The following is a 14,246-nucleotide window of genomic DNA, read 5'->3' as shown; positions in this document are numbered from 1 at the left end:
CGACGGGTAGCGAGGCGAGAACAAAAACGGTGGCCACCTACAGCGTACCTTCCGTGCCGAGATACCGCCGTGCCGTCTCCGCGAGTACCTCGGTGGCCTCGAGTACCTCCGTCCACTCGATCGTCTCCTCGGGGAAGTGAGCCTGCTCGATGCTCCCCGGGCCGAACAACACGGTTGGAATCCCCGCTGCGACGTAGTGGCGGCTGTCGGCACCGTAAGTCGCCCCCAGCGGTTCCGTTCTGGTGTCCCCGTCCGCGTCCGTGTCCATGTTCGCGTCCCTGTCCGTGTCCGTTGCTCCAACAGCGGACATGCCAGCCTGTAACGACCGCACCACCGGTTCATCGGCATCGATTTCCGCCGGTTCGAACTGCACCGAGAACCGCTCGAGCGCCGGCCCCTCGATCCCCGCCGGCCACTCCGACACTGTTCCCGGCTCTGAATCAGACCCCGACCCCGATCTCGGCCGAAGCGACTCGAGACGCTCGCGAAGGCTGCGTTCGACCTCGGTAACCGTCTCGCCGGGGGCGACACCCACACGAATCTCCGCCGTGAGCGTGTCCGCCACCGACGACGCCCATCGGCCGGCTTCGACCCGACCAATACAGATCGGCCAGGGGATGGGGAACTCCTCGTACAACGGATGTGTTACCGTCTCGCTTCGCTCGGCTTCGAACGCCCGCAGTTCCCGGCGCACCAGGTCGAACGCCGGCAGTACCGACTCCCCACGCCACCTTGTCGCCGCGTGTGCCGATCGCCCCTCGAGACCGAGTCGAACCATCAGGCTTCCCTCGACGGCCGTCACTGGTCGCAACCCCGTCGGTTCGGCGACGATCGCCGCGTCACGTTCGAACGGATACGGGTTCTCGAGGGCGGCCATCGCGGCCCCGATGCCGCCGTCTTCCTCCCCGGCGACGCTCTCGACGACGAGTCGTCCGTCGAGGTCGTCGGCAGTCTCCGCCAGCTGTCTGGCCGCGAACACACACGCCGCGAGTCCCGACTTCATGTCGACGGCCCCGCGGGCGGTGAGCCGTCCGTCCGCCCACCGTGGCTCGAACGGATCGCCCGCCCAGCCGGCACCCGTCGGCACCACGTCGATGTGGCCGTTCAACACGAGCGTTCGACCCGCATCGGGGTCGCCGAACTCGAGGACGCCAGCGACGCTTTGTCGGTCAGCCACGTCGATCTCCGCAGGGTCGTCCGGGAAGGAGGGATGAGCGGCGAGCGTTTCGGCGTCGGCTTCCCACGTGTAGGTCTCGAAACCGGCCTTCTCGAATTCGCCCTGGAGCCACTCCTGAGCGGGGCGCTCGTTACCGGCGGTCGTCTCGAACGAACAACACTCCGTGACAAACGATCGAAGTTCATCGTCCCACGACTTGACGTCCATGGGCGACCTCACGCCCGGCGGAGGTATAATTCCGCGGGAGAAAGAAACGTTTAACCACGCGTCCCCGAAAGTGAGTACTACAGGGCCGGTAGCTCAGTTCGGCAGAGCGTCTGGCTTTTAACCAGACGGTCGCGTGTTCAAATCGCGCCCGGCCCGCTTTTGCGACGAACGGACGTGAGGAGCAAAGCGGCCACCACCGATTTGAACGCAGGGAGGAGCTTTGCTCCGACCGTGTGTTCAGATTCCGACGAACGGAGGAATCTGAATCAGATCGAGGGCCTGGGCACGCTGTGAGCAGGTTCTCGAGCATGGTTCAAATCGCGCCAGGCCCGCTTTTACCTCGAGCAGTTTCCCGAGAATCGAAGGGGCACGAGTGATCATCTACATCGCTGATGGAACGATTGAGACACTGCATCAAAGCAGGGACGCACGGTACGGACTCACAGTGCGACAGGCACTTGGAGACCGGGATCGGCCTCGATGATCGCAAAGAGGGACGGATTCAGCTGGTCGAGCTGCTTCGTCGGTACGACGTGTTGACGCTCTGTATCGTATTCGATGATCCCTTCCGATTCTAACTTTGGGATGTGCTCGTGATACAGCGTGAGGCGAATCTCTGTGAGTACCTCTTCAGAAGCCGCCGTAACTGGCGTTTGATGATTGTACTTCAGTATCGCCTTCGAGAGATCGTCCAGCGTTAACGAACGGTGTTCTTCTGCGAGTACCGCAAGCACGATTCGACGGTGCTGGTCTCGACAGAGGTCGAGTATCGTGTCGAATTCGATGGGTTCCCTGCTCATCACGTCCACCGTAGGTAGCTAACGCGGTTCACCTTGACTTTTTAGTACCTAATCCCTTTTTAAGACTACTACCGTGAGTGGGGCGTGACGTCGGTCAGCGTACTCCCAAGGATCTGTTTGATTCCCCGCCGAAGGCGAGATGCGACGGCTTGCTCTGAGATCGCGAGTTCGTCGCCGATATCTTCCATCGTGACCTCGCGCGGGGATTCGAAGTAACCCCATTCGAAGGCGAGAACCAGCGCCTCTTGTTGTTTATCGGTTAACTCGGTTGCCGTCTCGACTGGAGTAAGCGCATGCAGTTCGGTCAGTGTGATCGGGATGTCCAACTCTCGACAGCGAGACTGAAAGGTTGCAATGTCGCTTCGAGTGTCCCCACGGATCTCGAACGTCCACTGCTTGCTCGTTCCAATAGCTTCGATGAGCGCAACCTTCGTTTCCGTTAACGTGGTCAGCACGTCGTCGTAATCGACCGCCCACTGGACGCGCAGCAGATACTCGTCGTCGACGGAGTCAACGAATTCGATCTGTTTCACGCCCGGATGTTCAGAAAACGCCCCCTCGATATCATCAACGGCAACCCCTCGAACCCAGAAGTAGGGAATCACCACGTCTCGTGCGGGGATGATTCGCTCCAGTTCGACCGATACGCCCGGCAACTGTTCGAATATGGTTCCCAGCGGGAACTGTTCGGATGGAACCGTAAAGGTAGCCTCAGTAGCCATCGTCCAAATTGTTGCGCTCTAATCGTAACGAGTACTTGAAGTGTGGAAAAGAACTGCACGCGGATTACAACGCTGCGCGGAATGTGGCGTGGCGTCTTGTCCAGAACTGGCTCAAGTCTGGTTCTGGACGGGCTACCAGTCAACTGGCCCTGAAGTCAGTAACGGTGAACGCGAACGGCGATTTCAACGCCTCCGTCTAAGTGCGGCAGAGCAGGAGTTCACTGACAAGCCCCGACCCTTGAGGTCGGGGTTGTTGACTACATAGAAAACAAGGCAGACCAAACAATTTTCATCCATCCTGATTTATCATCAGTAATGGCGGAATCTATTCGAGTCATCCATATCGATGATGAACCCGATTTTTCCAGGTTGGTCGCAGCGAATCTCGAGCGTGAGAATGAGAGGCTCAGTGTCCAAGCGGCTACCTCAGTTGAAGCGGGACTCGAGCAATTGGACGGCCGGACAGATTGTATAGTCAGTGATTACCAACTGGGAGATGGTACGGGCCTACACGTTCTCGAAGCCGTTCGGGAAGAAATCCCTGAACTTCCAGTCATACTGTTTACTGATACCGGAAGCGAGGAGGTCGCGAGTCGTGCCATTAGTGCAGGTATCACGGACTACCTGATCAAGGGCACCGTCGCGGAACAGTACGAGTTACTGGCAACCAAAATCATCACTACTGTGGAACAACGTCGGGCAACGCAACGAGCCGAGCAGGTTGAACAACACCTCCACGAACTGAGTGAACAGGCAAACGACGTCTTGTATATATTTGCTGGTGATTTGAGCGAAGTCTTGTTCATGAACTCGGCGTACGAAACGGTCTTCGAACAACCGGTAGACATGGTCAAACACGAACCGACAGTGTTCGTCCAAGCGGTTCATCCGCACGACCGTGAACGGGTTTCGATGGCGATGGAACGTGTTACAGATGGAAAATTCATTCAAATCGATTACCGGATTGATACCGAAGGTTCAGACGAGAAGTGGGTGGAAACACATGCCAAACCTATCGTCGTAGATGGTGAAGTGGTCAGAATTGTTGGGTATACCCGAGACATCTCGGAGCGGAAAGCTCGTGTGCAGGAATTAGAGCGAAAAAACGACCAACTCGATCGATTTGCGTCTGTCGTCGCTCACGATCTTCGGAATCCGTGGAACGTCGCGGACGGCTATTTGGAAATCGCTAAATCCAGAGATGACAGCCAGGAACTGGAGGTGGTGTCGAATGCGTTGTCGAGAATGGATCAGATTATTTCGAACTTACTCGAGCTGGCCAGAACTGGAGCGACGATAGACGAAATAGAACCAATCTCGCTGCCGCATCTGACCGAAATGTGCTGGAACTCCGTTTCCCAATCCGAGGCGACTCTCAATATTGAGGCGGACATCACGATTCAGGCAGATGCTACCAGAGTAGCGCAAGTGTTCGAGAACCTATTTAGAAACGCCATCGAGCATGGGGGAGCGGACGTCACGATCACGGTCGGTCTACTCGAAGATGGATCGGGCTTTTTTGTCGAAGACGATGGGCCGGGGATTTCGCCAACCAAACGCCTGTCAGTGCTCGAAAGAGGTACTTCATACTCTGATACGGGAACAGGGTTCGGATTGGCAATCGTTCAGGAAATCGTCGAAGCACACGGATGGGCGGTGCAAATCACAACCGGTACTGAGGGTGGGGCCAGATTCGAGATCACCGGTGTCGAATTCGAGGAGTGAGCAATATTCAGCACGCTTTGTCGTGTACGTCCGAAGGAGATCCAACAGCCCCAACTGAACGGAACGAGTTCCAGCCCGAGAACTGAGCGACACGAGTGACCAGAAATTGGACGACGGCGTTCACGATCGTTGAATCGCGTCCTCGAGCATCGCCAGTCAGTCACCTGATGACCCAGTCACATGAGATACCGCCTCGAGCCACGGTGGTCGAGATTTTGGCTATAGTGTCGAGAGGAACCTCCCGCAAACTGCGTTCGAGTCGAGTCTACACTCGAGATTCGAATCCGAAAAGTGAAACCGTGCTCAGCCTCGAGTCGGCATGAACGCTAACCCGGCCAGGATGATCACCATCGAGATGGAGAGGCCGATAACCCACCAGAGGCCGTGGATACGCTCTTCGTGCTCCTCGACTGCGTCGTGCTGAGCCTCGAAGCTCTCGACGTCTTCGGTCAGGTAGACGACGTCCTCACTCGGGAAGTGGACGCCAAACTCCTCGCCCTCGATCAGCACGGCCTGGTTGTGCTCGAGCGAGACGGACGTGACCTCCTCGCCGATGTACTCGAGGGTGACGCTGTCGGTCTCGAGTTCAGTAACCTCACCGTCGACCTGTGCTTCCATCTCCTCTTCGTAGAACGTCACGGAGTCGCCGACTTCGACCTCGACCGTGTCGATGTCGTCGATCTCGGTGACCGAGCGAAGTACCTCTTCGCCGTCCTCGTTTTCGACGGCGACGTAGACGCCGTCTGCGCGTTCGACGACGGTCATGTCGTCATCGTCGAAGGCTTCGATCAAGAGGAACGCTTCGGGCTGGGCGTCAACATCATCTGTTTCCTCATCGTCAGCCTCCTCGTCCTCAGCCTCGTCGCCATCACCGTTTTCGTCCTCAGCGTCACCGTTTTCGTCCTCAGCGTCACCGTTTTCGTCCTCAGCCTCGTCGCCATCACCGTTCTCGCCTTCAGTGTCGCCGTTTTCGTCCTCAGCCTCGTCGTTGGCGTCGTCATCGTCCGCCTCGTCCTCATCATCGTCTTCTTCCACCTCTTCACCCGGTGGGGCGTAGATGTAGACGTAGTACTCCTCACCATCCTCTTCGAACTGGATCGCGTCACCGCTATCCCAGCTATCGCCCTCGAGAGCGCTGGCCCCAGACCAGGTAGTATCGAGAACGGCCTCATCGTCGACGTGCTCGAGCGTACCCGTGCCCGCAGCTCCATCGAGTTCCGAGACGTTGTACGTCAACTCGCCGATCGTGACGTCGTCACCGGCTTCAAGTTGGTAGTCGGCATCGGCTTCATCGATCGTCACTTGCGGGGACTCCGCCGTCGCAATAACAGCGTACGCACCCGCAGTGACCACCATGAACAGGACGATATAGACGATCCCTGCGCGTAATTGCATGTGTGAGGGCTTGTTCGCCCGCCGTATAACGGTTACTAAGTTCCCGAATCGAACGCGGCCGACGGCTCGAGCACCCGCATAGTTGGGCCACGCACCGCTTTCCTCGAACCAATCCCGTGTGGCTCGGGCGACCGATCGTCCCAGCAACCAGGGATGCCACGGGGAGGCTAACTACCTGGCGACCGTATCGCGACGTATCGATACGGATCCGACCGCCCCACCACCGCTCACTTCACATGCTCACAGACACCCCAGGGATCCACCACGTCACCGGCATCGTTCGCGACGCCCAGCGAAACCTCGAGTTCTACGCGGGGACGCTCGGTCTACGCCTCGTCAAGCAAACGGTGAACCACAACGACGCTCTCACGCGCCACCTCTTTTACGGCGACGAAACCGGGTCTCCCGGGACGGTGCTAACGTTCTTTCCGTACCCTGCCGAAGACGACGGCCGTATCGGGCACCCACAGATCAGTGCCACCGGACTCGTTATCCCACCCGACTCGGTCGACTACTGGCGCGAGCGACTCGAGGCGGCCGACAGCGACGACGACAACTCACCGATCGTCCGCGAGCGCTTCGAGGAAACCGTCCTCCGTGTGTCCGACCCCGACGGCACCCGCATCGAGCTCGTCACTGGCGACTCGCCGGTCGAGCCGTGGACGGGCGGGCCGGTTCCTAACCGACACGCGATTCGGGGCCTCCACGGGGTCACGCTCCTCTCGACGGACGTCTACGTCACGGCGAGCGTCCTCGAGACCCTCGGTTTCGAGCTGACTAACCAGGAGGACGACCGCATCCGCTATCGGGCACCCGGAGATCGCGCACTGGTGATCGACCTCCTCGAGCGCCCCATCGAGTTCGGCCGCGAAGGGGCCGGCTCGATCCACCACGTCGCCCTTCGCGTGTCGGAGACCGAGCAGCTCTACGAGTGGCACGACCTGTTCCGAGAGCGCGAGTACGACGTCTCTCGCGTCGTTGACCGCCACATGTTTCACTCACTGTACGTCCGCGACCCCGGTGGGATCCTGTTCGAACTCGCGACGGACGGCCCGGGGCTGACGGCAACCCCCGACAGCGGCGACGCTCCCGGCCACTCGCTGTCCCTCCCGCCGTGGCTCGAGGACGACCGTGAGATGATCGAAACGCACCTCCCGCCGCTGGACGTGTCCGCGGTGCTGGACGACGATGGACGATGGACGATGAACGATGAGTGAGCGATTCACGGCCACCACGGCTGACGACCCCCACCGCGATCAACCGATCGAAACGGCAGGTGCGCCACCCCAGGCAGCCGAGGCCGCCGTCGTCATGCTCCACGGCCGCGGTTCGACGGCGAAATACATCCTCCGACTCGTCGACGAGTGCTACCATCACGGTGTGCTATACCTCGCCCCGCAGGCTGCCCACCGAACGTGGTACCCCAGATCGATGTCCCTCGAGGGGGCGAAATCAGCAGCAGGATCAGGAGTCGAAGCCGAGGGCGACACCGACGCCGTTACCTACACCCACCCCTGGTTCGACTCCGCACTCGCACACGTCTCGACAGCGCTCGACACAGCCGCCGACGCCGGCGTTCCGCTCGAGCGGACGCTCCTCTTCGGATTCTCCCAGGGCGGCGCGCTCGCGAGCGAGTTCGTCGCCCGAACCCCTCGCCGGTACGGCGGGCTGGTCGTCTTCTCCGGCGGCCTCCTCGAGCCCGAACATCGAGGACGGGAGACGGGGTCTCTCGAGGGAACACCAGTCTTCCTCGGCTGCAGCGACGACGATCCGTACGTCCCCGCCGAACGCGTCCGCGAATCAGCCCGCGTTCTCGAGGCGCTCGGCGGTGACGTTACAGTACGGCTGTACGACGGACTGGGCCACGAGATCAACGACGACGAGATGCAAACGCTCGACACGCTCGTTGGAAATCTTCTCTGACGATGCCGGGGCCGGTCTCACCACACGGGCGCTCGAGTTGTGCCTGCGAGCGCGGCCAACCGTGGTCACCGAGGGGGTTGAGTACCCTCCACATGACCCCTGGACGGAACAGGGAGGACGGTCGCCATCCCGTCGTGACGACCTGGTTACACGCCTCGGTCAGCTGTCTATCGGCGTGTCTCGAAACAACCAGGAGAAATACCTGTTCGAGAGTGCCTACCGAACGGCTTGTGAACTGATAGGGAATATCGTAGCCAGCCGGAGGGTTCGACGCCCGTCCGTCGACGCTGTGTCTCGGTCGTCGCGGGAAACCGATGAACTCCCCCGATAATCCCTCTCAGTACGGGTGGGAGACTATCGAGGGAGTGGCGCCAATGTGACATATCATACGGAAGGAGCGGTGTGCTATATGAATCCAAACATAGAAGTATCTCTTATTCTGTGTGCAGAGTATGCGCGTCGGGTATCTGTCACGGAGAGGTGTCGAAATTTATCGAGAGCGAGGGTTTCTAAATTTGTTGAGAGCAGCGTTGCGGTTCATCTCGTATACAATCGTTGATGAACCGACCCGTTTTGCCCTCCGCTCGAACGTTCGGCACCGGTTCCAACAGGTTCGGTACGACGCACCCGCAGACCCGTTTCGAACGATCAACGTCAACCCAAACGAAGTACAGCTGGCAAATTACGAAATTACGCAGTACAAGGGACTCGGGCTCATCAGAAACGGTGAATGGGATTCGACGTCTAACAACGTTCCGATCGAAAACTACTGGTCGGTGAAGGGGATTCGGGAACGGTTTATCGACGGTCGTGACTGGGAAGAGACCGATTACTACAGACATGCTGCGGAGAATCTGAACGAAAACGAGGATTTCTGGAGATACGAAGATATCGAGGAATTCAAACAGGTTAGATGCGAGTACGTTGACGAACTTTACGCTGAGATTGACGAGAACGGCTATCGACCCAATTCTCCAGACGACCACGACGTCCCCGAACAGACGTACAAACAGATGCCCCATCAAAAGCTGGAAGTGTTAGTCACTATCGCTCGAGACGGGGAGATCTTGTTCCGTGACGGACATCACCGGATGGCTATCGCCCAGATACTGAATATCGACCGCATCCCGGTCAACATTCTCGCGAGACACCGGGACTGGCAGCGAATCCGAGATGAAGTGTATACTGCCGATTCAGCCAGTGAACTCAGCAGTGAGGCGAAAGCGAACATCTCCCACCCGGATTTGAAGGACGTGGTCTCTGACGAGATCAGACGTGACGTTGAGCCAAATTTGTAAGAAGTGTACAGCCAGACTGGCTGAACTGAGGGGAACTCGACAGCCATCAGCACTGTGTCGAGACGATCGTGCTTATTTGCCACTACAGTGGGACGCTATTTTCGGTAAAAAAGGTTCGCACGCGTTGATCCGTTAAGAGTGGTTCGTGAACCTGAATAACGTCGGGATCGGGAAAGTGATTGCCTTCGATAATCACAAACTCACCCGGCGAAGTTATCAAGAGATCCCACCCGGCGTAGTTCAATTCAGGGAGCTGTTCTACGATTGTCAACAACTCATCCCTGATTGACTCCCACGCCGGGATTGTAAACCCGTTTATCGACGACCCAGTGTCCGGATGCGAATCACACCACTCGACGTTGTGCGTATCAGATACGCCTGCTGCAGCGCTCAATTCACCGCTTTCTATATCGATATGCGCGGACAATCCATTTTGTGAGAAGTTATCTAGAGCACCGGAATCACTGGTTCCGAATCGGTGAACTGCAGCCGGAATGAATGGCTCACCATAGTCGGGATTCATCGTCAAAACTCGAATCGTATTTGGCGCACCTGCATAGATGTCATCGAGATAGGCCGCCTGTTCACAGTACTCAGTGACAATAGAGCGGTCTAACTCGGGCATAACCGATTCGAGGTCGTCAGCGACACCGTCTTTTCCGTACAGCTCCAGCCGACCGTCGTTCCATTCACAGATATACACGCCGTGACCACCACCTCCAGTCACTCCTTTGATGACAACGGTTCCCTCTTCTCTGATCACGGCCTCCAATTCTCGGTCTGATGCGCTCTCAAATGACCCATTTTCAATGTGTCCGAACAATGTGGGGAGATGGCATTCAAATCCGTTATCGGCCATGTATTCGTGGAACCGTTCTTTGTCCCTCAGCATCTCGATATCGTCGTTAATATTTCCTGCACACTTTCTGGAGTACTCCGAGAGGTAGTCGCCAGGGTCACCGTCGGAACCAAAACCATACAGGTGATACAATTCTTCGGTAAACCCGTGCAGGTACGTGTTCATGTGTTCTCTCGGGGGCAGCGAAGAATCGGGCAAACTGACGACTGCCTCCTCTAGCAACTGACTCCGGTACGAAAACCTGGTGCTATAGGGATGAGGGAGAGGCTTTTTGACCGCAAATCGTGTAATTGAAAATACGAGGCCCGTGAAACCGTTATTCCCGTAGACCTCTTTGAGTCCGTGGAGGTGAGGTGTAGCTGGGTGACCCATGCGGATTTTTTCCACAACCGTGTATTCATAGCTTTGGGTGACGGTCGTGTTATCCACATTATCAGTTTCAACGGATAGTCTTCACGACGATGGAGGTTCCTCAGCGAATCGAATACCCACAAATCGTGAGCACTGGAGATCGCCCCGAGAACAACCATATCGGCGACGGCAGGATATTCCTGCTCAACTCGCCGTCGCTCGACGTAATACGGCGTAAAAAGCCAAGGGCCGGATTTGAACCGGCGGTGGGCTGCTCTGCAGGCAGCTGCGTTCGGCCGGACTCTGCCACCTTGGCGCGCTCGACTGTAGCCCCTGCGTTCGTTTAAGCGTAGCGGTACGATGCAGGTGCCCGTGTATATACGCAACCAACCCCACCGAGCGCTGTGGCTCAGTGGGGTTGAAATGAAGTATGAGTGGGAGGCGGCGAACCGGGCTTCCCAGCGGGTCTCCCACGCCAGTATGTGCCGGAACGCAGACGAGCTTAACTACCGTGTTCGGGATGGGTACGGGTGGAAACCTCGTCGCTGTGGCCGCCTGAACGCCGATCGACGGACTCGAACCGTCCTCACACAGCCCGTTGCTGTGTGTCTCCTGTAATCGGTGGTCTCTCCGACCGTGTGTGCGTGTAGTCCAGTTTGCGTCTGGACCCGTTCGCGGGTCCAGTGCAGATTCCAAATCCAATGATTGATGATTGTGTGGCTTGGTCTGTTAGTGCTCGCGGGCTCAACACCTCGTTGCCTCGGTGCGTACACCCCGAGTCTATCGAACTCGTCTTCTACGAGTGACCTCGGTGGTATCTCTTTTTCAAGTGGGTTTCGAGCTTAGATGCGTTCAGCTCTTACCCCGTGGTGCGTCGCTGCCCGGCACGTGCTCTTTCGAACAACCGGTACACGAGTGGCACCCATTCGTAGTTCCTCTCGTACTATACGAACGTTCTCGTCAGATACCTCACACCCCCAATAGATAGCAGCCGACCTGTCTCACGACGGTCTAAACCCAGCTCACGACCTCCTTTAATAGGCGAACAACCTCACCCTTGCCCGCTTCTGCACGGGCAGGATGGAGGGAACCGACATCGAGGTAGCAAGCCACCCGGTCGATATGTGCTCTTGCGGGTGACGACTCTGTTATCCCTAAGGTAGCTTTTCTGTCAGCAATTGCCCGCATTGGGCAGGCTAATTGGTTCGCTAGACCACGCTTTCGCGTCAGCGTCGATTGTTGTGCTCGACACTGTCAGGCTTCCGTATGCTCTTGCGCTCTTTCTCGGGTCTCCGACCCGAGTGAGGAAACCTTGGGGCGCGCTCGATATCTTTTCAAGCGCGTACCGCCCCAGTCAAACTGCCCGGCTACCAGTGTCCTCCGCCAGGAGTGAGAGTCGCAGTCACCATCGGGTAGTATTTCAGTGGCGCCTCGGTGGCCCGCTAGCGCGGGTACCTGTGTAACGGCTTCTACCTATGCTGCACAATGGCGACCACGTCTCAGTGACAGCCTGCAGTAAAGCTCTATAGGGTCTTCGCTTCCCCTTGGGGGTCTCCAGACTCCGCACTGGAATGTACAGTTCACCGGGCCCAACGTTGGGACAGTGGCGCTCTCGTTGATCCATTCATGCAAGCCGCTACTAAAGCGGCAAGGTACTACGCTACCTTAAGAGGGTCATAGTTACCCCCGCCGTTAACAGGTCCTTCGTCCCCTTGTACGGGGTGTTCAGATACCTGCACTGGGCAGGATTCAGTGACCGTACGAGTCCTTTCGGATTTGCGGTCACCTATGTTGTTACTAGACAGTCGGAGCGCCCGAGTCACTGCGACCTGCCTCTTTCCGAGGCAGGCATCCCTTATTGCGAACGTACGGGACTAACTTGCCGAATTCCCTAACGTCGGTTATTCCCGACAGACCTTGGCTTTCGCCGCCATGAGTACCTGTGTCGGATCTCGGTACGGACAGTGTGCTCGTCTTTTCACGGGCTCCAGGTTGGCCTCACTTGCGCTATCCCGACATTCATCCGCTTCTTGCCATTACGGCTTCCACGAACTTCGACGGTTCGACCGGGCGAGTGCCCGGCTGAGGTGGCCCCAAAGCGTCGACTTTTACTGCACACTGGCATAGGAATATTAACCTATTTCCCTTTTGTCAGCTTCGAATTGCGGGCTGACTTAGGACCGGCTAACCCTCAGCTGATCAGCATTGCTGAGGAACCCTTACTCGTTCGGCCGTCGGGGTTCTCACCCGACTAACGCTGCTACTATGACCAGGATTTTCGTGACTGCACGGTCCACACGACCTCTCGGCCGTGCTTCCGCCCGAACAGACTGCCAACCTACGGGATCACTCTCTAAAGAGTGCCGCCAGGTCTCGGTGATGGACTTGAGCCCCGATCATTTTCAGCGCCGCAAACCTCGGCCGGTAAGCTGTTACGCTTTTCTTAGAGGGTAGCTGCTTCTAAGCTCACCTCCCGGCTGTCTAGGGCTTGCGACCACTTTCAATCGCACTTAGTCCATACTTGGGGACCTTAACCCAGCTCTGGGTTGTCTCCCTCACGGTACACAGGCTTACCCCGCGCACCGGACTCCCCACGTCGACGGCGTCTGTAAGTTCGGAGTTGGACAGGGGGGCGAACTCCTCTCGGAGTCCGGTCCCCCAATCCGTCGCTCTACCTCACAGACTACCTCGGTGGAGGTCATGCTTCGACATGTTTCGGTTGGAACCAGCTGTTTCCGAATTCGATGGGCCTTTCACCCCTAGACGTAGGTCACGCGAGGGTATTGTAGGACACCAACGCTATCGGGCCTCCACGTGGCTTTCGCCACGCTTCACCCTGCCCACGCCTAGATCATCCGGTTTCGGGTTGTACCCGCTTGACTCCCCGCGCTTGAACACGGTGGCCCTCGTCGTAAGACTGCGGCCGTATCGGTTTCCCTCTGCCTCCCCTGATGAACAGGTTAGACTCGTCAAACAGGTACACTCCCTGGTTCGTTTTTCAAAACGTACGACGGAACATCGGCTCCCCGCGGTTCCTACTACAGGTTTGCACCTGGTTTGTTACCCGCAGGGCCTTGTATGCCCCGTCGTTCTATCGCCAACTGATTTCACGCCCTATTGCACCTCCCTTTTTGGGGTGCTTTTCAGCATTCGCTCACGCTACTAATTTCGCTATCGGTCTCGAGGAGTGTTTAGTCTTCGCGGTCAATGCCCGCGATATTCACGAGGGATATCCAACCCCCGATACTCTGGAGCTGACGCACGGAGTACTGATCGACGCTACGGGACTGTCACCCTGTTTCGTACCCTGTTCCAAGGGATTTCGTGTCGATTGTCGTCCGATGAGAGTCAGTCCGAACACCACATTGCCCCAAAGGGGCTTCGGTTTGGACTGTGTCGGGTTCACTCGCCGTTACTAACGACATCGCGTTGCTTTCTTTTCCTGTCGATACTAAGATGTTTCAGTTCTCGACGTTCCCTATTGCGCAAAGCAATTGCAAAGAGGATTCCTATTCGGAGATCCCAAGTTCTTCCCCTCCGTGCGGGTCCCTTGGGCTTATCGCAGCTTGGCACGTCCTTCTTCAGCTCTCGAGCCGAGCGATCCACCAGCTGGCACAGTAGCCACGTTCTTCGGATCTGGAATAGTGTTACTCGATGTAACATGTGACCCGGGAACGGGTCCAGTGGACGCCTGGACTACACGTACACACGGTCTCATCTGCACGCCGGTAGACGGCCGGCCTGCATTGACCCTTCCCACCCGCACTTGCGCGGGGTGGTGCATCGGTT

At 57.6% G+C, this 14,246-nt stretch carries 9 protein-coding genes, 2 tRNA genes, 2 rRNA genes and 1 pseudogene; 6 read left to right on the top strand and 8 right to left on the bottom strand.

Features of this window, described 5'->3' with window-relative positions; all coding sequences use genetic code 11:
- Positions 1–37: 37 nt before the first annotated feature.
- On the bottom strand, positions 38–1,384 hold the full coding sequence (locus NGM68_RS00065; protein WP_252699630.1) for a M20/M25/M40 family metallo-hydrolase: 1,347 nt from the start codon (positions 1,382–1,384) through the stop codon (positions 38–40).
- Positions 1,385–1,466: 82 nt separating this feature from the next.
- On the opposite strand from NGM68_RS00065, the gene NGM68_RS00060 reads away from it, so the two are divergent.
- Positions 1,467–1,540 (top strand) — tRNA-Lys (locus tag NGM68_RS00060).
- Positions 1,541–1,824: 284 nt separating this feature from the next.
- Here NGM68_RS00060 and NGM68_RS00055 read toward each other — a convergent pair.
- Positions 1,825–2,184 carry a DUF7344 domain-containing protein gene (locus NGM68_RS00055; protein WP_252699629.1) on the bottom strand — a complete coding sequence of 120 codons (360 nt, stop codon included), beginning with the start codon at positions 2,182–2,184 and terminating at the stop codon, positions 1,825–1,827.
- A gap of 68 nt (positions 2,185–2,252) precedes the next feature.
- Positions 2,253–2,906, bottom strand: a complete 654-nt coding sequence (locus NGM68_RS00050) for a helix-turn-helix domain-containing protein (protein WP_252699628.1) — start codon at positions 2,904–2,906, stop codon at positions 2,253–2,255.
- A 29-nt stretch (positions 2,907–2,935) separates the two neighbouring features.
- On the opposite strand from NGM68_RS00050, the pseudogene NGM68_RS18270 reads away from it, so the two are divergent.
- Positions 2,936–3,106 (top strand): annotated as a pseudogene (locus NGM68_RS18270) (RNA-guided endonuclease TnpB family protein); the annotation flags it as partial.
- Positions 3,107–3,221: 115 nt separating this feature from the next.
- Positions 3,222–4,631: a sensor histidine kinase gene (locus NGM68_RS00045; RefSeq protein WP_252699627.1), complete on the top strand. Its 1,410-nt coding sequence runs from the start codon at positions 3,222–3,224 to the stop codon at positions 4,629–4,631.
- Positions 4,632–4,934: 303 nt separating this feature from the next.
- Here the strand turns inward: NGM68_RS00045 and NGM68_RS00040 are convergent, their stop codons facing one another.
- Entirely contained in the window at positions 4,935–6,026 is a 1,092-nt protein-coding gene (locus NGM68_RS00040; protein ID WP_252699626.1) for a hypothetical protein, read from the bottom strand.
- A 236-nt stretch (positions 6,027–6,262) separates the two neighbouring features.
- Between NGM68_RS00040 and NGM68_RS00035 the strand changes: the two genes are divergently transcribed.
- From NGM68_RS00035 to NGM68_RS00025, 3 genes are all read left to right on the top strand, one after another.
- Positions 6,263–7,243 carry a VOC family protein gene (locus NGM68_RS00035; RefSeq protein WP_252699625.1) on the top strand — a complete coding sequence of 327 codons (981 nt, stop codon included), beginning with the start codon at positions 6,263–6,265 and terminating at the stop codon, positions 7,241–7,243.
- A complete protein-coding gene (locus tag NGM68_RS00030; RefSeq protein ID WP_252699624.1) occupies positions 7,236–7,949 on the top strand; it encodes an alpha/beta hydrolase in 714 nt (237 codons plus the stop codon). The genes NGM68_RS00035 and NGM68_RS00030 overlap by 8 nt, the downstream gene beginning before the upstream one ends.
- A 452-nt stretch (positions 7,950–8,401) precedes the next feature.
- Positions 8,402–9,247 carry a hypothetical protein gene (locus NGM68_RS00025; protein WP_252699623.1) on the top strand — a complete coding sequence of 282 codons (846 nt, stop codon included), beginning with the start codon at positions 8,402–8,404 and terminating at the stop codon, positions 9,245–9,247.
- A gap of 82 nt (positions 9,248–9,329) precedes the next feature.
- On the opposite strand, the gene NGM68_RS00020 is transcribed toward NGM68_RS00025, so the two are convergent.
- From NGM68_RS00020 to NGM68_RS00005, 4 genes are all read right to left on the bottom strand, one after another.
- Positions 9,330–10,535 carry a sugar-transfer associated ATP-grasp domain-containing protein gene (locus NGM68_RS00020; protein ID WP_252699622.1) on the bottom strand — a complete coding sequence of 402 codons (1,206 nt, stop codon included), beginning with the start codon at positions 10,533–10,535 and terminating at the stop codon, positions 9,330–9,332.
- A 162-nt stretch (positions 10,536–10,697) separates the two neighbouring features.
- Positions 10,698–10,773, bottom strand: a tRNA-Cys gene (locus tag NGM68_RS00015).
- Positions 10,774–10,893: 120 nt separating this feature from the next.
- Positions 10,894–11,016: ribosomal RNA gene (gene rrf, locus NGM68_RS00010) — 5S ribosomal RNA — on the bottom strand.
- Positions 11,017–11,168: 152 nt separating this feature from the next.
- Positions 11,169–14,087 (bottom strand): 23S ribosomal RNA (locus NGM68_RS00005).
- Between the last annotated feature and the right edge of the window lie 159 nt (positions 14,088–14,246).

Source organism: Natronosalvus vescus (assembly GCF_023973145.1).
GTDB lineage: Archaea > Halobacteriota > Halobacteria > Halobacteriales > Natrialbaceae > Natronosalvus > Natronosalvus vescus.
Note: the sequence above shows the minus strand (reverse complement) of the source record. Positions and strands in the feature narration are given on the sequence as shown.